At 68.1% G+C, this 23,759-nt stretch carries 23 protein-coding genes; 9 read left to right on the plus strand and 14 right to left on the minus strand.

Going from position 1 to position 23,759, the window contains the following annotated elements:
- Positions 1-37: 37 nt before the first annotated feature.
- Positions 38-1,114 carry an alpha/beta fold hydrolase gene (locus tag OG921_RS19060; RefSeq protein ID WP_266114266.1) on the plus strand — a complete coding sequence of 359 codons (1,077 nt, stop codon included), beginning with the start codon at positions 38-40 and terminating at the stop codon, positions 1,112-1,114.
- Positions 1,115-1,141: 27 nt separating this feature from the next.
- Here the strand turns inward: OG921_RS19060 and nusB are convergent, their stop codons facing one another.
- The 3 genes from nusB to OG921_RS19075 are packed head-to-tail and all read right to left on the minus strand — an operon-like array spanning position 1,142 to position 3,362.
- The gene (gene nusB, locus OG921_RS19065; protein ID WP_266114091.1) at positions 1,142-1,639 is read right to left on the minus strand and encodes a transcription antitermination factor NusB; all 498 of its coding nucleotides are present in this window, start codon (positions 1,637-1,639) and stop codon (positions 1,142-1,144) included.
- A 20-nt stretch (positions 1,640-1,659) separates the two neighbouring features.
- Positions 1,660-2,223 (minus strand): elongation factor P, encoded by a 564-nt coding sequence (gene efp / locus OG921_RS19070; RefSeq protein ID WP_266114092.1) that lies wholly within the window; start codon positions 2,221-2,223, stop codon positions 1,660-1,662.
- A 38-nt stretch (positions 2,224-2,261) separates the two neighbouring features.
- The gene (locus OG921_RS19075) at positions 2,262-3,362 is read right to left on the minus strand and encodes a Xaa-Pro peptidase family protein (protein ID WP_266114093.1); all 1,101 of its coding nucleotides are present in this window, start codon (positions 3,360-3,362) and stop codon (positions 2,262-2,264) included.
- A 107-nt stretch (positions 3,363-3,469) separates the two neighbouring features.
- Between OG921_RS19075 and OG921_RS19080 the strand changes: the two genes are divergently transcribed.
- Positions 3,470-4,117, plus strand: coding sequence for a B-4DMT family transporter (locus tag OG921_RS19080; protein WP_266114094.1), 648 nt, complete (start codon positions 3,470-3,472; stop codon positions 4,115-4,117).
- On the opposite strand, the gene aroB is transcribed toward OG921_RS19080, so the two are convergent.
- Genes aroB through OG921_RS19100 form a run of 4 tightly spaced genes read right to left on the minus strand, consistent with a single transcriptional unit; the run spans position 4,114 to position 7,485 of the window.
- Positions 4,114-5,256 carry a 3-dehydroquinate synthase gene (aroB, locus tag OG921_RS19085; protein ID WP_266114095.1) on the minus strand — a complete coding sequence of 381 codons (1,143 nt, stop codon included), beginning with the start codon at positions 5,254-5,256 and terminating at the stop codon, positions 4,114-4,116. The two genes, OG921_RS19080 and aroB, sit on opposite strands and share 4 nt — an antisense overlap.
- Entirely contained in the window at positions 5,253-5,807 is a 555-nt protein-coding gene (locus OG921_RS19090) for a shikimate kinase (protein WP_266114096.1), read from the minus strand. The genes aroB and OG921_RS19090 overlap by 4 nt, the downstream gene beginning before the upstream one ends.
- The gene (gene aroC / locus OG921_RS19095) at positions 5,804-6,991 is read right to left on the minus strand and encodes a chorismate synthase (protein ID WP_323182829.1); all 1,188 of its coding nucleotides are present in this window, start codon (positions 6,989-6,991) and stop codon (positions 5,804-5,806) included. The genes OG921_RS19090 and aroC overlap by 4 nt, the downstream gene beginning before the upstream one ends.
- A 56-nt stretch (positions 6,992-7,047) precedes the next feature.
- The gene (locus OG921_RS19100) at positions 7,048-7,485 is read right to left on the minus strand and encodes a prepilin peptidase (protein WP_266114098.1); all 438 of its coding nucleotides are present in this window, start codon (positions 7,483-7,485) and stop codon (positions 7,048-7,050) included.
- A 104-nt stretch (positions 7,486-7,589) separates the two neighbouring features.
- Between OG921_RS19100 and OG921_RS19105 the strand changes: the two genes are divergently transcribed.
- Positions 7,590-8,330, plus strand: a complete 741-nt coding sequence (locus OG921_RS19105) for a dienelactone hydrolase family protein (protein WP_266114099.1) — start codon at positions 7,590-7,592, stop codon at positions 8,328-8,330.
- Positions 8,331-8,335: 5 nt separating this feature from the next.
- On the opposite strand, the gene OG921_RS19110 is transcribed toward OG921_RS19105, so the two are convergent.
- From OG921_RS19110 to OG921_RS19130, 5 genes are read right to left on the minus strand one after another with little or no spacing between them, the layout of a single operon-like run.
- Positions 8,336-9,160, minus strand: a complete 825-nt coding sequence (locus OG921_RS19110; protein ID WP_266114100.1) for a shikimate dehydrogenase — start codon at positions 9,158-9,160, stop codon at positions 8,336-8,338.
- Entirely contained in the window at positions 9,150-10,436 is a 1,287-nt protein-coding gene (mltG, locus tag OG921_RS19115) for an endolytic transglycosylase MltG (RefSeq protein WP_323182818.1), read from the minus strand. The genes OG921_RS19110 and mltG overlap by 11 nt, the downstream gene beginning before the upstream one ends.
- Positions 10,433-10,972 (minus strand): Holliday junction resolvase RuvX, encoded by a 540-nt coding sequence (gene ruvX / locus OG921_RS19120; protein WP_266114101.1) that lies wholly within the window; start codon positions 10,970-10,972, stop codon positions 10,433-10,435. The genes mltG and ruvX overlap by 4 nt, the downstream gene beginning before the upstream one ends.
- A complete protein-coding gene (alaS, locus tag OG921_RS19125; protein WP_266114102.1) occupies positions 10,973-13,636 on the minus strand; it encodes an alanine--tRNA ligase in 2,664 nt (887 codons plus the stop codon).
- A 48-nt stretch (positions 13,637-13,684) separates the two neighbouring features.
- Positions 13,685-14,992 (minus strand): replication-associated recombination protein A, encoded by a 1,308-nt coding sequence (locus OG921_RS19130; protein ID WP_266114267.1) that lies wholly within the window; start codon positions 14,990-14,992, stop codon positions 13,685-13,687.
- A gap of 115 nt (positions 14,993-15,107) precedes the next feature.
- Here OG921_RS19130 and OG921_RS19135 point away from each other — a divergent pair, with 115 nt between their 5' ends.
- The 4 genes from OG921_RS19135 to OG921_RS19150 all read left to right on the plus strand — a co-directional run bounded on the left by OG921_RS19135 (position 15,108) and on the right by OG921_RS19150 (position 18,460).
- Positions 15,108-15,392 (plus strand): hypothetical protein, encoded by a 285-nt coding sequence (locus OG921_RS19135; protein WP_266114103.1) that lies wholly within the window; start codon positions 15,108-15,110, stop codon positions 15,390-15,392.
- A 33-nt stretch (positions 15,393-15,425) separates the two neighbouring features.
- On the plus strand, positions 15,426-16,733 hold the full coding sequence (locus OG921_RS19140) for an RNA polymerase sigma factor (protein ID WP_266114104.1): 1,308 nt from the start codon (positions 15,426-15,428) through the stop codon (positions 16,731-16,733).
- 120 nt (positions 16,734-16,853) lie between these two features.
- A complete protein-coding gene (locus OG921_RS19145) occupies positions 16,854-17,204 on the plus strand; it encodes a YciI family protein (RefSeq protein WP_266114105.1) in 351 nt (116 codons plus the stop codon).
- Positions 17,201-18,460 carry an RNA polymerase sigma factor gene (locus tag OG921_RS19150; RefSeq protein WP_266114106.1) on the plus strand — a complete coding sequence of 420 codons (1,260 nt, stop codon included), beginning with the start codon at positions 17,201-17,203 and terminating at the stop codon, positions 18,458-18,460. Before OG921_RS19145 ends, OG921_RS19150 begins: the two co-directional genes overlap by 4 nt.
- Here OG921_RS19150 and OG921_RS19155 read toward each other — a convergent pair whose 3' ends face one another.
- Positions 18,461-19,630: a phosphotransferase family protein gene (locus OG921_RS19155; protein WP_266114107.1), complete on the minus strand. Its 1,170-nt coding sequence runs from the start codon at positions 19,628-19,630 to the stop codon at positions 18,461-18,463. It lies immediately after the preceding gene.
- Positions 19,631-19,877: 247 nt separating this feature from the next.
- Between OG921_RS19155 and OG921_RS19160 the strand changes: the two genes are divergently transcribed.
- On the plus strand, positions 19,878-20,918 hold the full coding sequence (locus tag OG921_RS19160) for a hypothetical protein (protein ID WP_266114108.1): 1,041 nt from the start codon (positions 19,878-19,880) through the stop codon (positions 20,916-20,918).
- A gap of 63 nt (positions 20,919-20,981) precedes the next feature.
- Here OG921_RS19160 and aspS read toward each other — a convergent pair whose 3' ends face one another.
- On the minus strand, positions 20,982-22,748 hold the full coding sequence (aspS, locus tag OG921_RS19165; RefSeq protein WP_266114109.1) for an aspartate--tRNA ligase: 1,767 nt from the start codon (positions 22,746-22,748) through the stop codon (positions 20,982-20,984).
- Between the two features lie 96 nt (positions 22,749-22,844).
- On the opposite strand from aspS, the gene OG921_RS19170 reads away from it, so the two are divergent.
- Positions 22,845-23,759 carry a neutral zinc metallopeptidase gene (locus OG921_RS19170; RefSeq protein ID WP_266114110.1) on the plus strand — a complete coding sequence of 305 codons (915 nt, stop codon included), beginning with the start codon at positions 22,845-22,847 and terminating at the stop codon, positions 23,757-23,759.

A 23,759-nucleotide genomic window follows, 5' to 3' on the forward strand; every position in this document is an offset into this window, starting at 1 on the left:
CCGCGTTCGACCCACACATACCCGCATCGTGTTCAATATCGGCATGCTCGACGGCCTCCATATGCTCTTCCACCTCGCCCGCGGCAACCGCGTTGCCGAGGACCGGCAGACGACGCACACCACGATCGACGACCGTCCGCACCGTGTGCTGCGTCGCTACGGCACCCTCGCCCAGCTCGACGCTGCACGCGCTGCCGGCGCTCCCGCGGTCCTGCTGATTCCGCCGCTTGCGGTCTCGGCCCGCTGCTACGACCTCGCACCGGGCATGTCGCTGGTGGAGCATCTGCTCGACACCGGCCGGGTCCCGTATGTCGTCGATTTCGGCGACATGACCTATGCCGACCGGCACCTCGGTTTCGAGGACTTCTTCGATGACATCGTGCCGGGCGCCATTCTCGCGGTGCTGGACGACCACGGCTGCGACGAAGTCGATCTGGTCGCGTGGAGCATCGGCGGCACGATCGCGCTGATGGCGACCGCGGCGCACGCCGACCTTCCGGTGCGCTCGATCACTGGGATCGGAACGCCGCTGGACTACAGCCGGATCCAGCCCTATCCGCTGGCCAAGCAGCTCACCAAACCGACTGGCGGCAAGGCGGTCACACTGGGGCTGCGCTCGTTGGGCGGTATCCCTGCACCGCTGGTCCGCATCGCCTATCGCGCCACCGCGTGGCAGCGCGAACTCCGCAAGCCGCAGTACATCGTCCGCAACGCCGACAACCTCGACGCGCTTGCCCGCATGCAGGTCATCGATCGGTTCCAGGAGACCATGCCTGGTTATCCGGGCAGGGTGGCCGAGCAAATGTGGGAGAACCTCATCTACCGTGACGAAATCGCCAGCGGCGTACTGCGATTCGGTGAACGCACTGTCGACCTCACCTCGATCGCGGCGCCGATCCAGTTGTTCGGTAGCCATCGTGACGCGATTGTCAGCTGGCCTGCGGCGTACCACGGGGTCGAGATCTTCACCGGCTCCGCGCATGTCGAGTTCGCCACCGTGGAGACCAGCCACCTGGGTCTACTCGCAGGTGCCGATGCCGCCGCGTTCACCTGGCCGCGGATCGACGACTTCCTCGCGTCGTTGGATCGCGCGGTCGTCACTGCGGACGCGTAGACGCCCGCAGGATCAGCCGGCCGGGCGCTACTCCCCTGCCGGAACATCCGGGTCAGGAGTACTCGCCGTCGCCGCAGCCGCCGCCCGAACCTGCGGCGCGACCAAAACAATCTGCCCCAGCACCCCGTTGATGAACCCCGGCGAGTCATCGGTGGACAGCGCCTTCGCCAACTCCACCGCCTCGTCGACCGCGACGACAGGCGGAACGTCCGTGGCGTGGAACAACTCCCACACCGCGATGCGCAGGATCGCGCGGTCCACGGCCGGCAGCCGCTCCAGCGTCCACTCCTGCAGATACGACTCGATCGTCCCGTCGAGCCGGTCGAGATCGTCGGCGACGCCGTTGAGGATGGTCGCGGTGTAGGGGTTCACCGGCGCGACCTGGTCGTCCGCGATCGAGAGTTCGATGCGCTCGGTCACCAGCACCGCGGGATCGATATCGCGCGCTTCGGCTTCGAACAGCAAATCCACTGCGCGCTTGCGGGCCTTGTGCCGGGCGCCCAGCTTCTTCTGCGGAGCCGCCACCGTCCGTCCCCCGCCCGTGCTCAGGAGTTCACGCGGCCGAGGTAGTTCCCGTCGCGGGAATCCACCTTCAGCTTGTCGCCGGTGTTGATGAACAGCGGAACGTTGATCTCGGCGCCGGTCTCGAGGGTCGCCGGCTTGGTGCCGCCGGTCGAGCGGTCACCCTGCAGGCCCGGATCGGTGTGCTTGACCACGAGCTCCACCGTGACCGGCAACTCCACGTACAGCGGCGCGTCCTCGTGGGTGGCGACCTGCACGGTCATGTTCTCGAGCAGGAACCGCGCGCCGTCACCGATGGTGGCCTCATTGACCGAGATCTGATCGAAGGTCTGGCCGTCCATGAACACGTAGTCGGTGCCGTCGTGGTACAGGTAGGTCATGTCGCGACGGTCGACGGTGGCGGTCTCGACCTTCACACCCGCATTGAAGGTCTTGTCGACGACCTTGCCGGACAGCACGTTCTTCAGCTTGGTCCGCACGAACGCGGGGCCCTTGCCCGGCTTGACGTGCTGGAATTCGATGATCTGCTGAAGGTTGCCATCGATCTTCAGCACGAGCCCGTTCTTGAAATCGCTGGTGTCCGCCACTTGACTCGCCTGTCTCCTGTTCGCATGTGTCGTCTCGCTCAGACGACGGTCAGTTCCTTGCTGGTGAGGGTCAACAGTTCGGGACCCTGGTCGCGCACGACGAGTGTGTCCTCGATCCGAACGCCTCCACGTCCGGAGAAGTACACGCCGGGCTCCACGGTCACAACTGCGCCGGTAAGGAGTGTACCGGTGCCACCTTTGCCGATTCCCGGCGCTTCGTGGATCTCGAGCCCCACGCCGTGCCCGAGACCGTGCAGGAACAGCTCCCCGTGCCCGGCGGCATCGATGACGTCCCGCGCCGCGGCGTCCACCTCCGTCACCGGCGTCCCCGGTACGAGCGCCGCCCGACCCGCGGCCTGCGACTGCAGCACGAGGTCGTACACCTCGCGCTGCCAATCCGCGACCGAGCCGAGCACGAACGTGCGGGTCATGTCGGAGTGGTAGCCGCGCAGCGTCGCACCGAAGTCGAGTTTGACGAAATCTCCGTGCGCCAGGATCGCCTCGGTGGGCCGATGATGCGGGACCGCCGAGTTCGCCCCCGCGGCGACGATCGTCTCGAAGGAGATGCCGTCCGCCCCCTGCTCGAGCATCAGGAATTCCAGCTGTCGGCCGACCTCGCGTTCGGTGCGCCCCGGCCGCAGTCCACCGTTCTCGATCAGCAAGCTCAGCGCCGCATCCGCCGCCGCGCACGCCCCGCGCAGCAGCGCGACTTCCTGCTCGTCCTTCACCATCCGCAGCTGCTCGATCAGCCCGCCCAACCGCACCAATGCGACCTCACCGGCCACCTCGGTGTAGGCGCGATGCTGGTCGACGGTAATCACGTGGCTTTCGAAACCGAGCTTGCCGACGCCGTCCTTTCCCGCGAGTTCGATCAGCCGGGTACCGACCGCGCGGGTGATCTCGGCGCGCAGATCCGGCACCTGTTCGGAGACCTGGGTCAGGTACCGGCCGTCGGTGCTGATGATCGAGCGGGACTCGTCTTCGGTGTCGTCGGTGACCACCAGCAGTGCGGCGTTCGACCCGGTGAAACCGGTGAGGTAGCGGATGTTCAGCAGGTTGGTGACCAGCAGCGCATCCGCGTTCCGGTCGGCCAAAAGGGCGCGCAGCGCAAGGCGGCGGCGACGGTGGTCCTCGGACATGCGTCCAAACCTACCGCCGCACCGAAAACGCTGGTGTGCATCCCGAAACCGCGATCGGGATGTGGCCTCTGCCACAGCCCCTACCTCTACGGCTACTGTGTATCCCTATGAATGCGTGGTTGGTGCGGGGTCTCACCCTCGCTGTGCTCATTGTCGCCGTCCGGACCCTGCTCGGATTCGGGATCGGCGAATGGCCGCTGCACGGTACGCCGATGCGATTGCTGTCGTTGCTCGTCGTGATCGTCGCTGCCTTGGTGTGGGGCCTGCTCGATGCGCGACGCGACCGTGCGGCAAACCCCGGGGGCTCGGACCAGGGCACCGACCTGACCATGCTGTGGCTGAAGGCGGGTGTCCTCGCAGGTCTCGCCGGTGGGGTGCTCGCGTGGATCGTCGACAAGATCGGAAGCTTCGACCTCGGCGACAATCCGCTGTTCTTCGAGCTCAGCGCCAGCGCCGCCTTCTTCATCCTGCTGACGTTCATTCCGGCCATGATGGGTGTCGGGATCGGGCACCTGCTCGCGAACCGGGCCGAGAACAAGGAACCGGTGCGCAAACGCGAGCGTTCGCCCGAGCCGGTCGCGGTCGGCGCCTCGGGCGGCTACGAGAACGAATCATCCGAATACGACGAGTCGATCTTCCCGTCGCACTCGAGCGGCAGCGAAGCATCCTCACACTCGCGCCGCGGTGAGGCGGACGCGGTCACCGAGGAGTTCCCCGCGATCAACGACGAGTCGCAGAACGGCCGCAGCAGCTAGAGCAGGATCGCGCCGCCGCCGTTCGGGGTGTCTTCCCGAGCGACCGCGGAGTACGCGGCGGCGAGCAGCGCCGGGTCCGGACCTTCGAGCCGACCCGGCTTGGCCAGCCCATCGAGCACGACGAAGCGCAGGATCCCGGCCCGATTCTTCTTGTCGGTCTGCATGCCTTCGAGCAGCTGCGGCAGCGCGTCGGCGTCGTAGCCGACCGGCAGACCCACACTCGTCAGCACACGGCGGTGCCGGTCGGCGGTCTCGTCGTCGAGCCGGCCCGCGAGGCGACCCAACTCCGCGGCGAACACCAGGCCCACCGACACCGCGGCGCCGTGGCGCCAGCGGTAGCGCTCACGGCGCTCGATGGCGTGGCCGAGCGTGTGACCGTAGTTGAGGATCTCGCGCAGGCTCGACTCCTTGAGATCGGCGGCGACGACCTCCGCCTTCACCTGAATCGAGCGGCGGATCAGCTCGGGGAGCACCGATCCGGTCGGGTCCAACGCGGCCTCGGGATCGCGCTCGATGAGCTCGAGAATGACCGGGTCCGCAATGAACCCGGCCTTGATGATCTCGGCCATACCCGCGACGATCTCGTTGCGCGGCACCGTCTCCAGCGTCGCCAGGTCGACCAGCACCGCGGACGGCTCGTGGAACGCCCCGACCAGGTTCTTGCCTGCCTCGGTGTTGATTCCGGTCTTGCCGCCGACGGCGGCGTCGACCATTGCGAGCAGCGTGGTCGGCACGTGCACGATCCGCACCCCGCGCATCCAGGTCGCCGCGACGAATCCGGCGAGGTCGGTCGCCGCTCCTCCGCCGAGGCTCACCACGGCGTCACTGCGGGTCAGCCCGATCCGGCCGAGCACCTCCCAGCAGAACCCGGCGACGGCGAGGTCCTTACCGTCCTCGGCGTCGGGGATCTCCACCCGGTGTGCGTCGACGCCCTGTGCGGCCAATGCCTCGCGGATCGCCTCGGCGGTCTGTGCGAGCGGCGGCTGATGGAAGATCGCAACGGTGCGCACCGACTTCAACTCGTCGACGAGTTCGCCGAGCAAGCCGCGACCGATGATCACCGGGTACGGGCTCGCCGTCCGGACCTCTACGGTCTGTGGCTCTTTTGCAGTCTCCGCGCCTGACGACGGCTCGCTCACGACTTCTGCTCCGTTTCCTTCGGTTGGGCGCTCAGCTTGGCGACGATCTGTTTCACCACGCGACCCGGGCTGCGGCCGTCGGTTCGCACGCGGATCGTGGCGACCTCGCGGTAGAGCGGGCGCCGTCGCCGCATCAGTTCACGGTACTTCGCTCCCGGGTCGGGCCCGGCCAGCAGTGGTCGCTTCGTGTTCGCGCCGGTGCGACGCAGGCCCTCGGCAACGCTGATCTCGAGGTAGACGACGGTGTGGTCCTTCAGCAGTGTCCGCGTCTCGCGGGACAACACGGCGCCACCACCGAGTGACACCACACCGGTCTGCTCGTGCACGGCCCGCCGGACCACGTCCGCCTCGATTTTCCGGAACGCCGGTTCGCCATCGTTGGCGAAGATGTCCGCGATCACGCGGCCGGTCTCGTGCTCGATGGCGTGGTCGGTGTCGTACAGCGGCACCCCGAGGGCGCGCGCGAGCCGGCGCCCGATCGTCGACTTGCCCGCGCCGGGTGGGCCGACCAGGACGGCCCGCGGACGCCGCGCGAGGGCGGCGTCGGTCATCGCGGCGGACGGGCGGCGGCCCGCTCCAGGTAGGCGGCGACGTTCGCGGTGGTCTCCCGCAACGAGTCGCCACCGAACTTCTGCAGCGCCGCCTGGGCGACCACGAGCGCAACCATCGCCTCGGCAACCACACCGGCTGCGGGCACCGCACACACATCGGAACGCTGGTGGATCGCGACCGCTTCCTCGCCGGTGCTCATGTCCACCGTCGACAGCGCACGAGGCACCGTCGAAATCGGCTTCATCGCGGCGCGAACGCGAAGCGCCTCGCCGTTGGTCATTCCGCCTTCGAGTCCGCCGGCGCGGTTGGTCGAGCGCAGCACTCCGTCGCGGCCGGGCTTCATCTCGTCGTGCGCTTGGCTGCCGCGGCGGCGTGCCGTCTCGAAACCGTCGCCGACCTCGACACCCTTGATGGCCTGAATTCCCATCAGGGCGGCGGCAAGTCGCGAATCGAGCCGGTTCTCGCCGCTGGTGAAGGAGCCGAGCCCGACGGGCAGTCCCTCGATCACGACCTCGACCACACCGCCGAGGGTGTCGCCGTCCTTCTTGGCGGCGTCGATCTCGGCGACCATCGCGGCCTCGGCGTCCTTGTCGAACGCGCGCACCGGACTCGCGTCGATCGCGGCCAGATCGCCTGCGGTCGGCACGACGCCCTGCGGTGCCGCGGCGGTGCCGATGGAGATGACGTGCGAGATCACCTCGACACCGAAGGCCTGACGCAGGAATGCCCGGGCGACGGTGCCCGCTGCCACGCGAGCCGCGGTCTCGCGAGCGCTCGCACGCTCGAGCACCGGCCGGGCATCCTCGAAGCCGTACTTGAGCATCCCCGAGTAATCGGCATGGCCGGGCCGCGGACGGGTGAGCGGGGCATTGCGGGCCAGGTCGGCGAGCACGTCGGGATCGACCGGGTCGGCCGACATGACCGTCTCCCACTTCGGCCATTCGGTGTTGCCCACCTCGATGGCGACCGGTCCGCCCATGGTGCGGCCGTGCCGAACGCCGCCGACGACGGTCACCTTGTCGGCTTCGAACTTCATCCGCGCACCGCGGCCGTAGCCGAGGCGGCGCCGGGCCAACTGCGTAGCGATGTCCTCCGTCGTCACCTCGACCCCGGCGATCATCCCCTCGAGGATGGCGACGAGGGCGGGACCATGGGATTCTCCGGCAGTTATCCAGCGCAGCACGTCCGCAATCTTCCCATGTGGGACGAGGCGCTCGAGCACGCGGCCCATCCGTCTCCTCACACCGACAGTGCCAAGGCGATCACGCTCGCCAAGCACATTCCCGGACCGTGCGCGACAACCGTCGGCGCGCGGGAACGCCCGGCGCGCAACCGGAGCAGCGATCCGGCGAGCGCGGTGCCGACCGGAGCGAGCAGCGCGGCCGTCACCCACGCGCCCGGTCCGGCCAATGCCGTCGCCGCACCAAGGGCGAAGGCCAGCTTCACATCACCCGCCCCGAGCGACTGCGGCGCCGTGAGGTGGACGAGCAGGTAACCGCCGAACAGCAGCAGTCCGCCGACCACCGCGACCGACCAGCGCCCGGTCAGCGCGGCGAACAGCAGCACCGCGACCGACCCGCCCGCGGTGAGTGCGTTCGGCAGTCGGCGCTGCCGCAGATCGATGACGGTGAGCCAGCAGCACCAAGCCACGAAGACCACAGCGACGAATACAGCCATGCGCAGAGTCTGTCCCGCCGCGCGCACGCAGCGACCGCATTCACCGCACGGTTGTGGATGGGCGAGCGCCTGTGGACAAACCGGTCACCCTCATAATCGTGCGCATGGGACTTCTCGATGACTGGACCGCAGGTTCGCACACGTCCGACGCGGGCGTGACGTATCCGACCTATCGCAAGGGCAGCGGCCCGGGGGTCGTCATCATCCACGAGGTCCCGGGCATCTACCACCACGTCGTGGCGTTCGCCGAGGAAGTCGTCGCGGCGGGCTACACCGTCGTGCTCCCCGAACTCTTCGGCACGACCGGCGCGCGGAAGAACGAGTGGACGATGGCGAAATCGATTCTGAAACTGTGTGTCAGCGCGGAATTCAACTGCCTGCGCCGAGGCCGCACCTCACCGGTCACGGCGTGGCTGCGCAGCCTCGCGAACGCGCTGCACGAAGAGATCGGCGGGCCCGGAGTCGGCGCGCTCGGTATGTGCGCCACCGGAAACTTCGCCCTCGCGATGATGCTCGAACCGTCGGTGATCGCCCCGGTCGTGGCGCAGCCGTCACTGCCGTTCGCGATCTCACGTAAGCATGGCGCCGACCTCAACCTGTCCCCCGAGGACCTCGCCGTCGTGAAGGAGCGCGCCGCCGCCGGCTGCCAGGTACTCGGCTTGCAGTACCGCGACGACTTCATGGTCGGCACCCGCTTCCAGACGCTCGGCGACGAGCTCGGCGGCGCGTTCATCCCGTATTGGTTTGCCGGCAAAGGACATTCGACGCTCACCACGGAGCGCCAGCAGGTCGCGGTGGACAAGGTGCTCGAGTTCTTCGCCGACAAGCTCACTCCTGTCGGCTGACCCGGCTACTTCTTGAACAGCGCGTCCGCCATCGCCTCGCGCGGAGCGGGCATGCCGGTGAACTGCTCCACCTGCATGTAGGCCTGGTTGAGCAGCATCAGCAGTCCGTTGACGGCCAAACCCCCGGCGGCGGTCACGGCGTGTGCAAGCGGTGTCGGCCAGGGGTCGTAGATCGCGTCGAGCACGAACGGGCACTTGGCGACCGCTTGGGCGATCGGCGGAGTCGCTGCCGCGGGCATGGTGCTCACCACCGCACCCGCCGCACCGCATGCGTCGGCGACCAGCGCGGGGTCGAGGTCGATGACGCGCGCCCGCATCCCGAGCGTCGCGGACAGTTCCAACGCGAGCCGGGCCCGGTCTGCGTCCCTGGCGACGATCGTGACCTGCGCGGCACCGAGTTCGGCGAACGCGAGCAACGACGGCCGGGCGGTACCACCCGCACCGAGCACCACCACCGATGCGCCGTCGAGGTCGGGCGCGCCGCCTTGCAGCAGCGCACCGCGCACGCCATCGACGTCGGTGCAGTCGGCGTGCCAGCCGTTCTCGGTGCGTACCAGCGTGTTCGCGGAGCCGACCAGCACGGCACGGTCGGACTGCGAGGTGGCGAAGTCGAGCGCGGCGACCTTGCCCGGCATGGTCACCGACAGCCCCACCCACTCGGGACCGAGCACGGACACCAGCCCCGGCAACTGCTGCGCGGTGCACTCGATCCGCTCATAGGTCCACCCGGTCAGCCCCAGTGCCCGGTAAGCGGCCAGATGCAAATGTGGCGAGCGAGAGTGGGAAACCGGGCTGCCCAGCACTGCGGCTTTTCGAACGTCAGCGACCACTGTCGAGAATCCCGCTTTCCCTCGCCTTGTCGATATTGCGGAGGTGTTCGTCGTAGTTGTTGGTGAACAGCGTCGTGCCCTGCTTGTCGACGGTGACGAAGAACAGCCACGGACCCGGTTCGGGTTCCTCCACGGCCTTCAGCGCGTCGATACTCGGTGCCGCGATCGGCGTCGCGGGCAATCCGGCCATCGCGTAGGTGTTCCACGGTGTCGGCCTGGCCCGGTCGTCGTCGGTCGTCGCGACCTCGGTCTCGTCGAGCGCGTAGTTCACCGTCGAATCGAATTGCAGCGGTTGGCCGACCGCGAGCCGGTTCAGGATCACCCGGGCCACCTTGGTGAAGTCCGCGGGCAGCGATTCCCGCTCCACGAGCGACGCCGCGACCAGCAACTGATACGGGGAGAGCCCGCTTTCCTTGGCCGGATCCAGCAGGCCGGTCTGTTCGTAGCGCTGCGCGCTCTCGGTGACGAGTTGGCACAGGATCTGCGTTGGTGTCCCGGTCGGGTCGAAGTCCCACGCGCCCGATGCGATCAGACCTTCGAGCTGCCGGTCCCGGTCGGGGACGGCCCGCACACCGGCGACGGCCCACGCGGGAACGCACAGCGCGTTCAGATCCTCCGACGCGCCCGCGGCGTTCAGCTCGTCATAGGTCACGCATTGCGGCTGGTCGGTCTCGCCGTGGCAACTGGCCTTCGCGATCTTGGTGTAGATGCCCTCCTTGATCGCGGAGGTGCTCACGTCCCGGGAGTCGTGCAGCTGGCGACCCTCCGACAGCACCGTCTGGCCCACCCGCGAGTCCGGACCGACGAGTATCTCGACCGCCTGCTCGGCGGGAATCTTCGTCGGGATCGCGTAGTAACCGGGCTGCAGGCTGTCCATGCCGGAGTCCTGTACCGCGGCCTCGTAGAACGCGGCCGAACTGGCGACCACGCCCTTCTCGGCCATCAGCTCGGACACCTCGGATGCGGTCTCCCCCGGCGCGACCCGGATCACCACATCCGGCCCGGCCGATCCCGCGTCGTAGTCGGGGGCGGCCTCGGGCCCGCCGAGCATCTTGTTCGCGACCAGTGCGACGCCGCCGGCAACGATCAACGCCACGACCAGACCGATGACCACGACGAACCGGGCGCGCCTGCGACGCGCTGTCGCCGCGCGTTCGCGGCGGCGTCGCCCGACCCGTGTCGGCTGCGCGCGCGAGCCATCCACTGGTTGGTCTTCGTCGTCGATCTCCGCCACGTTGCCCCTGGCCGGGTGCGAACGGCTCCAGCCGTCGCTCACCGGCCGCCTCCTGCCTCCGGTACGGCTCCGTCACCTTCGGCTCGTCCCACCCGTGCACTCCGTTCGTCGAGCCATCCCTGCAGGATGGCGACCGCAGCGGCCTGATCGATCACGCCGCGCTGTCCCTTTGCCCGCACGCCGCTGTCCCGTAGCGACCGTGTGGCCGTCACCGTAGTCAGGCGCTCGTCGGACAGGCGCACCGGGATCGGCGCCACCGCCGCGCGCAACCGCCGTGCGAACGCGACGGCCAGATCGGCGGCCTTGCCACGCTCGCCTCGCAGCGTCTGCGGCAGCCCGACGATCACCTCGACCGCCTCATATTCCCCCACGATCTCGACGATCCTTCGGATATCGGGCGCACCGGGCGAGTTGTCCTTGGATCTGGCGACGGTCTCGACGGGCGTCGCGAGGATGCCCTCGGGGTCGCAGGACGAAACGCCGATCCGGACGCTGCCGACGTCGATGCCGATGCGCCGACCCCGACCGGGGTCGTCGTCACCGGGATGCTCGGGTCGCGCGTCGTCCTGTGCGGGCACCTACCCCACCAGCTCGCCGACCCGGGCACGCACGGCGGCCAACCCCGCGGGGATACCCGCCGGGTCGGCTCCGGCGCCTTGCGCCAGTTCGGGCTTGCCGCCACCGCGACCGGAGATCGAGGGTCCGAAGCTTGCGACCAGGTCGCCTGCCTTGATGCCCAGCCCGACCGCGCCCTTGTTCGCCGCCACCACGAACGGGACCTTGCCGTCGGCGCTGCCGAGCAACACCACGACCACGGGCTCGGTGAACCGGCCGCGGATGTCCATCACGAGGCTGCGCAGGTCGTTGCCGGCGACACCGTCGGGCGCCTGCTCGGCGACAAGGAGCAGCTCACCGATCCGGTGCGCCTTGTCGACATATGTGCCGGCGCCGGCCAAGACCGCGGCCGCCTTTGTCTTCTCGAGCTCTTTCTCTGCGACCCGCAACCGTTCGACTAGTTGCTCCACACGGGCGGGCACCTCCTCGGAAGGCACCCTCAGCGACGACGCGACGCCGGCGAGCAGGGCGCGCTCCTTGGCGAGGTACTTGTAGGAGTCGAGGCCGACGAATGCTTCGACGCGACGCACCCCCGAGCCGACCGACGATTCACCGAGCAGCGTGACCGGGCCGATCTGCGACGAATGCTCGACGTGCGTGCCGCCGCACAGCTCCATCGAGAACGGGCCACCGATCTCGACGACACGCACCTCGTCGCCGTAGTTCTCGCCGAACAGCGCCAGCGCACCCATCGACTTGGCCTTGGGCAGATCGGTGACGAAGGTGTTGACCTGGAAATCGGACCCGACGGCGTCGTTGGTCACCGTCTCGATGTCGGTCTTCTGCTGCTCGGAAAGCCCGCCCTGCCAGTTGAAGTCGAACCGCAGATAGCCCGGCTTGTTCAGCGAGCCGGCCTGCACCGCGTTGGGGCCGAGCACCTGTCGCAGCGCGGCGTGCACCATGTGCGTGCCCGAGTGCCCCTGGGTCGCGCCCTTGCGCCAGGACGGGTCGACCTGCGCGAGGACCTCGTCGCCCTCGGTGAGCTGACCCTCCTCGATGGTGACCTTGTGTACCCACACCTTTTTGGCGATCTTCTGCACGTCGTTGACCCGCACGCGCAGTCCCGCCGCGGTGAGAGATCCGTGGTCGGCGATCTGGCCGCCGGACTCCGCGTAGAGCGGGCTGCGGTCGAGGATGACCTCGATGTCCTCGCCCTTGCCCGCGGTCGGGATGCGCACGCCGTTGTCGATCAGCGCGAGTACGTGCGCCTCGGTGTTCAGCTCGGTGAACCCGGTGAACTCGGTGGGGTTCGCGTCGACGAACTCCTTGTAGATGGTCAGGTCGGCGTGCGCGTGCTTGCGGGCCTGGGCATCGTCCTTGGCGCGCTGGCGCTGCTCGGCCATGAGCGAGCGGAAGCCCTCCTCGTCGACCGACAGCCCCGCCTCGGCCGCCATCTCGAGGGTCAGGTCGATCGGGAATCCGTAGGTGTCGTGCAGCGTGAACGCTTCGCTGCCGCCGATCACCTTGCCGCCCTTGGCCTTCACTGAGTCCGCGGCGCCTTCGAACAGCTTCGAGCCCGAGGTGAGCGTCTTGAGGAACGCGGTTTCCTCGCCGACCGCGACCGTCTGGATGCGCTTGAAATCGGTCGCGAGCTCCGGGTACGACGGCGACATCTCGTCGCGCACCACGCTCATCAGCGCGGCCATCGTCGGCTGTTCGGCGCCGAGCAGCCGAGCCGAACGCACGATGCGGCGCAGCAATCGGCGCAGCACATAGCCACGGCCGTCGTTGCCGGGATTGACTCCGTCGGCGATGAGCATCGCGGCGGTGCGGGCATGGTCGGCGATCACCCGGAACCGGACGTCGTCCTCGTGGTTGGTCCCGTAGACCCGGGCCGTGAGCTCCTCGGCCTTGGTGATCACCGGGCGGACCAGGTCGGTCTCGTAGACGTTGTCGACACCCTGCAGTAGGAACGCGACACGCTCGACGCCGAGGCCGGTGTCGATGTTCTGCTTGGGCAGCGGGCCGAGGATCTCGAAGTTGTCCTTTCCGGTGCCGAGCCCACGCTCGTTCTGCATGAAAACGAGGTTCCAGATCTCGAGGTAGCGGTCCTCGTCGGCCTCCGGGCCGCCCTCGAGACCGAATTCCGGGCCGCGGTCGTAGTAGATCTCCGAGCACGGACCGCATGGGCCCGGGATGCCCATCGACCAGTAGTTGTCGGCCATGCCGCGGCGCTGGATGCGCTCCTCGGGTAGGCCGGCGATCTCCTTCCACAGCTCGATCGCCTCGTCGTCGTCGAGGTACACCGTCACCCAAAGCCGCTCGGGATCGAAGCCGTAGCCACCGTCTTCGACGCTGTTGGTCAGCAGCGTCCAGGCGAGTTCGATCGCGCCGCGCTTGAAGTAGTCGCCGAAGGAGAAGTTGCCCGCCATCTGGAAGAACGTGTTGTGCCTGGTGGTAAGGCCGACGTTCTCGATGTCCAGGGTGCGTACGCACTTCTGCACGCTGGTCGCGCGTGGGTACGGCGGGGTCTGCTGGCCGAGGAAGTAGGGCACGAACTGGACCATGCCGGCGTTGACGAACAGCAGGTTGGGATCGTTGAGGATCAGCGACGCACTGGGCACCTCGGTATGCCCGGCCTTGACGAAATGGTCGAGGAAACGGCGTCGGATCTCATGGGTCTGCACGAGTGTCAAGGTTACCGGTCGCTACCGGCGCGCGAACGAGCCGTCACCTCAGCCGCGAACGATCCGGCGCAGCTTGCCGACCCGCGGTCCGATCTCCCGCTCCGCGCCGTGGTCGGTGGGTTCGTAGTAGTCGACACCGACCAGCTCGTCCGGTGGATACTGCTGGGCCAGCACACCGTCGGGATGGTCGTGCGGGTACTTGTACCCGATCGCGTTGCCCAATTTCTGGGCGCCCGCGTAGTGGCCGTCGCGCAGGGGTGCAGGCACCAACCCGGCCTTGCCGGCCCGCACATCGGCGATGGCGGCACCGAGCGCGGCGGTCACGGAGCCCGACTTGGGCGCGGTGGCGATGTGAATCGTCGCCTGTGCCAGAGCGAGCTGCGCTTCGGGCATGCCGACGAGTTGCACCACCTGGGCCGCCGCGGTCGCGGTCTGCAGCGCCGTCGGATCGGCCATGCCGACCTCCTCGCTGGCCTGGATCATCAACCGGCGGGCGATGAACCTCGGATCCTCCCCGGCGACGATCATGCGCGCGAGATAGTGCAGCGCGGCGTCGACGTCGGAGCCGCGCAAGGACTTGATGAACGCGCTGATCACGTCGTAGTGCTGGTCGCCGTCCCGGTCGTACCGCACGGCGGCGCGATCGACGCTCTTCTCCACCAGTTCCAGCGTGATCTGCTCTGCACCGGTCTCGGCGGCGGCCTCGAGCGCGGTCAGCGCCCGCCGGGCGTCACCGCCGGCGATCCGCACGAGGTGGTCGACGGCCTCGTCGGTGATGGTGAACCGGCCGCCCAGACCCCGCTCGTCGGTGAGCGCCCGCTGCAACACCGTCCGAATGTCGTCCTCGGACAGGGACTGCAACTGCAGCACCAGCGAGCGCGACAGCAACGGGGACACCACCGAGAACGAGGGATTCTCGGTGGTCGCGCCCACCAGCAGCACGATCCGGTTCTCGACCGCGGCGAGCAGCGCGTCCTGCTGGGTCTTGCTGAACCGATGCACCTCGTCGATGAACAACACCGTCTGTTCGCCTGCCGTGAGGCGGCGGCGGGCGAGATCGATGACGGCCCGGACCTCCTTGACGCCGGCGGACAGCGCGGACAGTGCTTCGAACCGGCGTCCGGTGGCATGCGAAATGAGCGAAGCGAGCGTCGTCTTCCCGGTGCCCGGCGGGCCGTAGAGCAACACCGACGCCGCGCCCGAGCCCTCGACGAGCCGGCGCAGCGGCGATCCGGGCCCAAGCAGGTGCTGCTGCCCGACCACCTCGTCGAGCGAAGCCGGACGCATCCGCACCGCCAGCGGCGCGCCGGACACGATGCCGGCGAAGTCTGGGCGGTCGCCGCCCTCACCGGGCATATCGAACAGGCTTTCGGTCACGCCTCAAACGGTACCGATTCCCGATCACCGCATGTCGATCGGCGCGCGACTCGAACGACGCACAAGGGAGAGCCAACACTTCAGGAGCCCGCCGATGCGCTATCTGTTTCTCTATCGCAGCCCTACCGGACCCGAGCGGCAGCAATTCCCCCCCGCTGCGCAGCGTGCCGGCGTGCTGCTCGTCTGCGACAACCTCGGACCACCGACTCCCGGAATCCGTTCCCTTCACCGCGCAGACATCGCCGCCGAGCCCTGCGCGCCGACCGGAGTGGCGATCATCGATGTGCGGTCCCTCGATGAGGCGACCGAGTGGGCGAACCGATTCGCCGACGACTTCGATGAGATCGATCTGACGGTGCACCCGATCCTCGAGTCGTGAGCCTCCGCCTGTCGGTGGGACGTGGTGAGATTGGTGACCGTGACCGCCGATCACGAGCCTGCACCCCTTTCCAGCGCCGAGACGCACGCGGCCATCGATGCCGTGTGGCGGATCGAGTCCGGACGGGTGATTGCCGGCCTCACCCGGATGGTGCACGACGTCGGCCTCGCCGAGGAGCTGGCCCAGGACGCGCTTGTTGCCGCGCTCGAGCAGTGGCCATCCTCGGGCGTGCCCCGCAACCCGGGTGCCTGGCTGACCGCGATCGCGAAACGGCGCGCGATCGACCGGTTCCGCCGTCAGGACACACTCGACCGCAAGCACCAGCAGATCGCCCGCGATCTCGAGTCGCAGGTGAGTTCGGGAGCCGACGCCGAGGCGGTGTTCTCCGAACAGATCGAAGACGACCTGCTGCGGCTCATGTTCGTCTCCTGTCACCCGGTGCTGTCCACCGAGGCGCGGGTCGCGCTCACCCTCAAGCTACTCGGTGGGCTCAGCACACCGGAGATCGCCCGAGCCTTCCTTGTCTCCGAATCAACAGTGGCGCAACGGATCGTGCGCGCCAAGCGCAGCCTCGCCGATGCCGACGTGCCGTTCGAGGTGCCCGGCCGCGATGAGCTACCCGCGCGGCTCGACTCGGTGCTCGAGGTGATCTACCTGATCTTCAACGAGGGCTACTCGGCGACCGCTGGCGACGACTGGCTTCGGCCCGAGATGTGCGCGGAGGCACTGCGACTCGGCCGGATCCTGGCCGGGTTGATGCCCGACGCCGCCGAGGTGCACGGCCTCGTGGCATTGATGGAGATCCAGGCGTCGCGGACGGCCGCCCGCCGTGGTCCCAACGGTGAGGCGATCCTGCTGCTCGACCAGGACCGCACCCGCTGGGATCAACTGCTCATCCGGCGTGGTCTGGCCGCGCTCGACCGCGCCGAATCGCTTGCGTCCGTACCGGGGACGTACACGATGCAGGCCGCAATCGCCGCCTGCCACGCACGTGCGGCGACCGCGCTGGAGACCGATTGGCAGCGGATCGCCGATCTGTACGCCGAATTGGCCGCGCGCGAGCCGTCGCCGATCGTCGAGCTCAACCGTGCGGTCGCGTTGTCGATGGCGCGTGGGCCCGCAGTCGGTCTGGCAGTAGTGGATCGGCTGCGCGACGAGCCTTCGCTGCGTAACTACCACCTGTTGCCGAGCGTGCGCGGGGACTTCCTTGCCCACCTCGGCCGGTTCGACGAGGCGCGGGCGGAATTCGAACGGGCCGCGACGCTGACCAACAACCAGGCCGAGCGAGACCTGCTGGCCGCGCGCGCCGCGGCATGCGCAGCGGGTGTCGTTCCTGACTAGACGGGGCGAGAATGTTTTCAGCGCGCCTGTCGATTTCGGCCGGCGCCGTTCGTCGGTACCAATGCCGCAGCCCGGACTTCGGACGCGGACGACACCGGAATACCGCACGAGGAGCATCCGATGAGCAAGTACGTGGTCTTGATCTACGAAAACGAGAAGTCTTTCGCCGACGCCAGCCCAGAGACGTTGGCGGAAATCATGCAGGAACACATGACCTTTTCCGAGGTCGCCGGCCAGGCGGTGCTCGGTGGCGAAGCGCTGGAGCCGACCCCAACCGCGACCTCCATCCGCAAGAACGGCGACAGCGTCGAGGTCACCGACGCCCCGTTTGCCGAGGCGAAGGAAGCACTCGGCGGCTTCTACCTCATCGAAGCAGCCGACCTGGACGCCGCGATCGAGCTCGCAAAGCAGGTTCCGGCGCGGTTCGGGGGAGTCGAGGTTCGACCGGTCATGGTTTTCGACGGGCCGTGACGACACCTGTCGCCCAAGCTGTTTCGCAGGCGCACCGGAGCGAGTGGGCGTTCGTGCTCGCCGCGACGGTGCGCCTGACCCGCAATCTCGATCTCGCCGAGGAGGCCGTGCAGGATGCGTACGAGCGCGCGTTGAGCGACTGGCCGCGCGCCGGCATACCCAGGAACCCGGCGGCGTGGCTGACGACGGTCGCGCACCGCCGCGCGCTCGACCTGATGCGACGTGAGTCCGCACTCCAGCGCCGACTGCCCCTGCTCGTGGCCGATGACCCACCCGGGCTCCTCGATCCGACCGCAGAGGGCGCCTTGGGATCGCTCGACTCCCTCGACGGCATACCCGACGACCGGCTCCGGCTGGTGTGTACCTGCTGCCATCCATCGCTGGGCGTCGACACCCAGGTCGCGCTGACGCTGCGCCTCGTCTGCGGCGTCACGACCGCCGAGGTGGCGCGTGCGTTCCTGGTGTCCGAACCGACGATGGCGGCCCGGATCACCCGTGCGAAGAAAAAGATCGCCGTCGCGCGTATCCCCTATCGGGTGCCCGCGCTGCGCGAGCTCCCCGATCGCCTCGACGCGATCTGCACCGTCATCCACCTGCTGTTCACCACCGGCCACACCGCGCCGATCGGCGAGACCCTGCTGCGCAACGATCTCGTCGAGCGATCGCTGCAACTCGCGCGGATGATGCACGTGCTCGTCCCCGGTGACCGCGCGGTGACCGGACTGCTTGCGCTGATCCTGCTCACCGATGCCCGTCGTGACGCCCGCGTCGGCGCGGACGGCCGGCTGCTCGTCCTCGCCGATCAGGACCGAACCAAATGGGACAGGACGGCGATCGCGGAAGGCACTGCGCTGGCCCGCGCGGCGTTGCCGAGCACCGACCGATACACCTTGCAGGCTGCGATCGCCGCCGTGCACGCGGAAGCCGAGAGCTGGGCGGGCACCGATTGGCGGGTGATAACCGTGCTGTATGAGCGATTACTCCGTGAGTGGCCGTCACCGGTCGTGCGGCTCAACCACGCGATCGCGGTCGGTTTCGCCGCCGGTCCCCAACGCGGTCTCGATCTACTCGACGCGCTCGGCGGCGAACCGGCGCTGGCGGGGTACGGCTACTTCGAAGCCTCGCGCGCGGCATTCCTTGCTGCGCTCGACCGGACCGACGAAGCCAAACTGGCCTACGAAGCCGCGCTGTTGCTCACCGAGAACGCCGTCGAGCGCCGATTTCTGCTGGACAAGATCGCGGCGTTGGCGGACTAACTAACCCACCCACTTGGCGTCGAACGCGTCGGCCACCGTGTCGGCGAACGCGGCTAGCTTTTCCTCGCCGACACGTGCGGCGAACGTCGCGAGCGAGCGCCACCGGCGCGGCAGCGCGACGGAACGGCGGACCGACAGTCCGTGTTCGCGGACCTCGGCGAGCCGGGGATTGTTGTCCGGCAGGTACCAAAACGTGCTGAGCCAGACCCAGATCAGCTGGGCATCGAGAATCTTGCGCCGCAGCAGGTTGTCGTCGGCGAGCTGCGGCCACATGCCGACAACCTCGGCCCGCCAGGCCTCGATCATCCAGCGCGCCCGATCGGCGGACAGGTTGTAGTCGCACAGGCAGCCGGGGAAGGACACCAGCGTTTCGGCGATGTCCAGCGTCGCGTCCCGGAAGCCGCCCCACTCGTAGTCGAGGAACCGCACACCTTCGCCGTTGACGATGATGTTGTCCGGGCACAAGTCGGACGGGCTGAACGCACGCAGCCGGCCACCGGCGAACAACAGACTGCAGCGCTCGACCATCGCAAGGATGTCGGAAGGCACCTCGATGCCGATCTGCTGTCGCAGCAGCGGGGCGACCGCGTGCACGGACGCCTCCGCCTGCTCGGCGAGCTCGTCGTGACGGTCCATATCGGCGCGCCGGGCCAGGGCGATGAAGTCGTCCTCGCGACCGACGGTTGCGGCGTGCATCCGCCCCAGTGCCTGTGCCTGCGCCATCAGGACGTTGGTCACCGCGTTTTCGTCAGCGGTGCGCAAAAGTGACGTCATCTGCCGTTCGTCACCCAGATCGCTGAGCACCAGGAGCCGCGATTCGACGTCGTGGGCGAGCAGTTCCGGGCCAGGGCGGTTGGCCGGCGCCAGGGAGGTGGCGAACTGATAGCAAACAGCTTCGCGCACGAAGGCCGAGGCGAGCACGGACGCTCCGCGGGCGTCCGTACCGCGGTTGAGCACCTCGTATGCCGAGCCGTTGATTTGTTTGAGAATGACGGTTCGAGGCAGTGAGTACGTGTTCTCCACGACCCGAACCCGCAGCACGACGGTGCGTCGCCCCGCCCCCAGTTCGACTGGGTCGGCGAGCTTGACGGTCGAACCCATTCGCTTGGTGAGCAACTGTTGCGCAGCGGCCAGGACTTCGGCTGCGCGTTCGGCCAGAACTGCGGTCATCACCATCCAACCTACCCGTGTCCGAACGAATTGTGCCCGACAGCCAGTCTCACTACGAGCACGCGACGATGACCTCTCCGCGTTGGGCGGTTGCAAAATCATCACGGCTCGCACCTGGCAAACATGAGACCGAGCTAATGCGGAGCAAGATCACTCGTGCCACGCTTGACACCCGATACGGGCTCGGGTTGTGTCGGCGACGTCCGATTTCACCCATTCCCTCCCACTCTCCGCGAAGGATCAGCAGATGACTGAAAATCCCCCGCCGCCACGTGGCGAGGGCGGCGACGAACCGCAAAAAGACCCACAACTACCGCCCTATCCGTCGAGTCCACCTCCGCAGGGAGGTCAACCCGGCCCGCCTCCCCAGGGACCGGGGTATGGCCCACCGCCCCAGGGACCGGGGTATGGGCCCCCGCCCGGCCAGTCCGGACCGCCCCCGGGACCCGGCGGATACGGGCCGCCGCCGGGCGGCGGCGGATACGGGCCGCCGCCGGGCGGCTACGGCCCCCCTCCCGGCGGATACGGCCCGCCTCCGGGTTCGTACGGGCAGCAGCCACCGCAGGGCGGCGGGTATCCCCCGCCACCGGGCTACGGCGATCCCTACCCCGCCGCGCCCGGCGGGTACGGAGCCGGCGGATTCGACCAGGGCCCGCAGTTCTCGGTCGGCGCCGCGATCGGCTACGGCTGGGAGAAGTACAAGAACAACGCACTGGTGTGGATCGGGATCGCGCTCGCGGCGATCCTCATTCAGGCCGTGCTCCGGTTCGTGTTCAACGGCTTCAGCGTCACAAGCACCAACTTCAGCGTGCTCTCGATCGTCGGAGCACTCGTGCTGTTCGTGGTCGGCGTGCTGATTCAGGCGGCGTTCGTCCAGGGTGCGCTACACGAGGTGGACGGGCGCCGACCGAACTTCGAATCGTTCTTCCGGTGGGAGAACATCGGACAATTGGTGATCGCCAGCCTGCTGGTCGGTCTGGCCACCTGGATCGGCTTGATACTCTGCATCATTCCCGGCATCGTCATCGGCTTCCTGTTGTTCTACACACTGCAGTTCGTCATCGACCAACGCCAGGATGCGGTCGATGCGATGAAGTCGAGCTACAAGCTCATTTCGGCGAACGTCGGGCCGCTGCTGCTGCTCGCCCTGGCGTGCATCGGCCTGAACATCGTCGGCGCCCTGTTGTGCCTGGTCGGCCTGCTTGTCTCGGCGCCGGTCACCTTGATCGCGGTCACCTACGCCTATCGGGTTCTGGTGCGCGGCCCGGTGTCACCACCTACCGCCTGAGTCGAAAACGGAGACCCCGCGCCGAGTCGGCGCGGGGTTCTCCGTTTTCCGGTGGATCGAGCGCTACTTCTTCTCCGGCTTCGCGTCGATTCCCGATTCCTTGCGCTGCTGCGCGGTGATCGGCGCGGGCGCGTCGGTGAGCGGGTCGACACCGCCGCCGGACTTCGGGAACGCGATCACCTCGCGGATCGAGTCGGTACCGGCGAGCAGCGCGGTGATCCGGTCCCAGCCGAACGCGATACCGCCGTGCGGGGGCGCGCCGAACGCGAACGCGTCGAGCAGGAAGCCGAACTTCTCCTGCGCTTCCTCCTCGGTGATGCCCATGACGGCAAACACTCGCTCCTGCACGTCTTTCCGGTGGATACGGATGCTGCCGCCGCCAATTTCGTTGCCGTTGCAGACGATGTCGTAGGCGTAGGCGAGCGCCGAGGCGGGATCGGCGTCGAAGGTGTCGAGCGACTCCGGCTTAGGCGAGGTGAACGCGTGGTGCACGGCAGTCCAGGCGCTGTATCCCAGCGCGACGTCACCACTCTCGACCGCGTCCGCCGTCGGTTCGAACATCGGCGCGTCCACGACCCAGACGAACGCCCAGGCGTTCTCGTCGATCAGGTCCTGCTTGCGCGCGATCTCGCCGCGCGCGGCACCGAGCAGCGCGCGGGACGTCTTCACCGCACCCGCGGCGAAGAAGATGCAGTCCCCCGGCTTCGCGCCGACATGCGCGCACAGTCCATCGCGCTCGGCGTCGGTCAGGTTCTTGGCCACCGGGCCGCTGAGCGTGCCGTCCTCGGCGACGAGCACGTACGCCAGGCCCTTCGCCCCGCGCTGCTTGGCCCACTCCTGCCAGCGGTCGAGTTCGCGGCGCGGCTGACTCGCCCCGCCGGGCATGACCACCGCGCCCACATACGGCGCCTGGAACACCCGGAAGGTGGTGTCGGCGAAGAACTCCTTGCACTCGACGATCTCGACGCCGAAGCGCAGGTCCGGCTTGTCGCTTCCGAAGCGGCGCATCGCCTCCGCGTAGGTCATCTGCGGAATCGGGGTCGTGATGTCGTGCCCGACGAGCTTCCACAGCGCGACGAGGATTTCTTCGGCAAGCAGGATCACGTCGTCCTGGCGCACGAAACTCATCTCGATATCGAGCTGGGTGAACTCGGGCTGGCGGTCGGCGCGGAAATCTTCGTCGCGGTAACAGCGCGCGATCTGGTAGTAGCGCTCGATGCCTGCGACCATCAACAGCTGCTTGAACAGCTGCGGGCTCTGCGGCAATGCGTAGAAGCTGCCCGGTTGCAGTCGCGCGGGCACCAGGAAGTCGCGTGCGCCTTCGGGAGTGGACTTGGTCAGCGTCGGGGTCTCCACCTCGACGAAATCGTGCCCGGCGAGTACCTCGCGGGCAGCGGCGTTCACCTTGGACCGCAGCCGCATCGCACGTCCGGGGCCCTCCCGACGCAGATCGAGGTAGCGGTACTTCAGCCGCGCTTCCTCGCCCGGCTGCTCGTCGAGCTGGAACGGCAGCGGCGCACTCTCGTTGAGCACCTCGAGTTCGCGAGCGTCGACCTCGATCGCACCGCTGGGCAGGTCGGGGTTCTCGTTGCCGGCCGGCCGGTTCTCCACCAGCCCGGTCACCTTGACGCAGTACTCGGCACGAAGCCGGTGTGCCTGTTCGGCCACCGCGCCCTCGCGGAACACCACCTGCGACACACCGGACGCATCCCGCAGATCGATGAAGATCACGCCGCCGTGGTCGCGTCGCCGCGCCACCCAGCCGGAGAGGGTCACCGTCTGTCCCGCATGCTCGCCACGCAGTGAGCCTGACAAATGGGTACGGAGCACGAGAGTCCTTTCAAGATGACGTGATCACTAGCGCCGGGTGCGATCCTACGGAGCGAACCGGCGTTGCCCACGACCGGTCCGACAAGCGGAGTGACGATGACATTCAACGAGGGTGCGCGCATGGATTCCGGGCGCGTGCGGGTCGGCGGCGGCGGGCCCGGCCGCGGCGGCAAGATGGCACTCGGCGGCGGTGCCGGTGGGTTGATCGTGTTGGTGCTGTTCGTGCTACTTGGTGGCGACCCGTCATCCCTACTCGGCTCCGACGCGGGCGCCGGGACCTACGGCCAGGCATCGACGGAGACCCTCGAGCAGTGCGAGACCGGTGCCGACGCGAATGCAAACGTGAACTGCCGAGTCGCCTTCACAGCTGCGAGTCTGGACTCGGTGTGGTCGGCCGAACTCGATTCGCAGTCCGGCACGGGTTATCTCCCCCCCGAAGTCACCCTGTTCAGCGGCTCGGTGGCGACCGGGTGCGGAAATGCGACGCGCGCCGTCGGACCGTTCTACTGCCCAACCGACCAAACCGCCTACTTCGACACCGCATTCTTCGACGAACTCGTCCAGCGGTTCGGATCAAGCGCCGGCCCGCTCGCCCAGGAGTACGTGGTCGCTCACGAATTCGGCCATCATCTCCAGAACCAGCTCGGTGACATCGGTCGGTCGCAGGTCGATCCGCGCGGTGCCGCATCGGCATCGGTCCGCACCGAACTCCAGGCCGACTGTTATGCCGGGGTATGGGCGCACTACGCGGACAAAACGCCGGCGCCGAACAGCTCCGAGCCGTTCCTCGAGCCGCTGAGCGACGCCGACGTTGCCGATGCGCTGTCGGCTGCGGCCGCGGTGGGCGATGACCGGATTCAGCAGAGCGCGACCGGTCGGGTGGATCCGGAGGGATGGACGCACGGATCGTCCGAACAGCGGCAACGCTGGTTCTTATCCGGATACCGCACCGGCGAATTGGCCGCGTGCGACACCTACTCGGCGCGGAACCTGGACAAACCGCCGGCCTAG

The organism is Aldersonia sp. NBC_00410 (assembly GCF_026342035.1).
GTDB lineage: Bacteria > Actinomycetota > Actinomycetes > Mycobacteriales > Mycobacteriaceae > Aldersonia.

Excerpts from the sequence above, each read along its gene's own strand:
- OG921_RS19075 (WP_266114093.1), bottom strand. The coding sequence starts at position 3,362 with ATGTCCGAGGACCACCGTCGCCGCCGCCTTGCGCTGCGCGCCCTTTTG.
- OG921_RS19080 (WP_266114094.1), top strand. The coding sequence starts at position 3,470 with ATGAATGCGTGGTTGGTGCGGGGTCTCACCCTCGCTGTGCTCATTGTC.
- OG921_RS19090 (WP_266114096.1), bottom strand. The coding sequence starts at position 5,807 with ATGACCGACGCCGCCCTCGCGCGGCGTCCGCGGGCCGTCCTGGTCGGC.
- OG921_RS19100 (WP_266114098.1), bottom strand. The coding sequence starts at position 7,485 with ATGGCTGTATTCGTCGCTGTGGTCTTCGTGGCTTGGTGCTGCTGGCTC.
- OG921_RS19105 (WP_266114099.1), top strand. The coding sequence starts at position 7,590 with ATGGGACTTCTCGATGACTGGACCGCAGGTTCGCACACGTCCGACGCG.
- OG921_RS19130 (WP_266114267.1), bottom strand. The coding sequence starts at position 14,992 with ATGCCCGGTGAGGGCGGCGACCGCCCAGACTTCGCCGGCATCGTGTCC.
- OG921_RS19135 (WP_266114103.1), top strand. The coding sequence starts at position 15,108 with ATGCGCTATCTGTTTCTCTATCGCAGCCCTACCGGACCCGAGCGGCAG.
- OG921_RS19145 (WP_266114105.1), top strand. The coding sequence starts at position 16,854 with ATGAGCAAGTACGTGGTCTTGATCTACGAAAACGAGAAGTCTTTCGCC.
- OG921_RS19155 (WP_266114107.1), bottom strand. The coding sequence starts at position 19,630 with ATGACCGCAGTTCTGGCCGAACGCGCAGCCGAAGTCCTGGCCGCTGCG.
- OG921_RS19160 (WP_266114108.1), top strand. The coding sequence starts at position 19,878 with ATGACTGAAAATCCCCCGCCGCCACGTGGCGAGGGCGGCGACGAACCG.
- OG921_RS19170 (WP_266114110.1), top strand. The coding sequence starts at position 22,845 with ATGACATTCAACGAGGGTGCGCGCATGGATTCCGGGCGCGTGCGGGTC.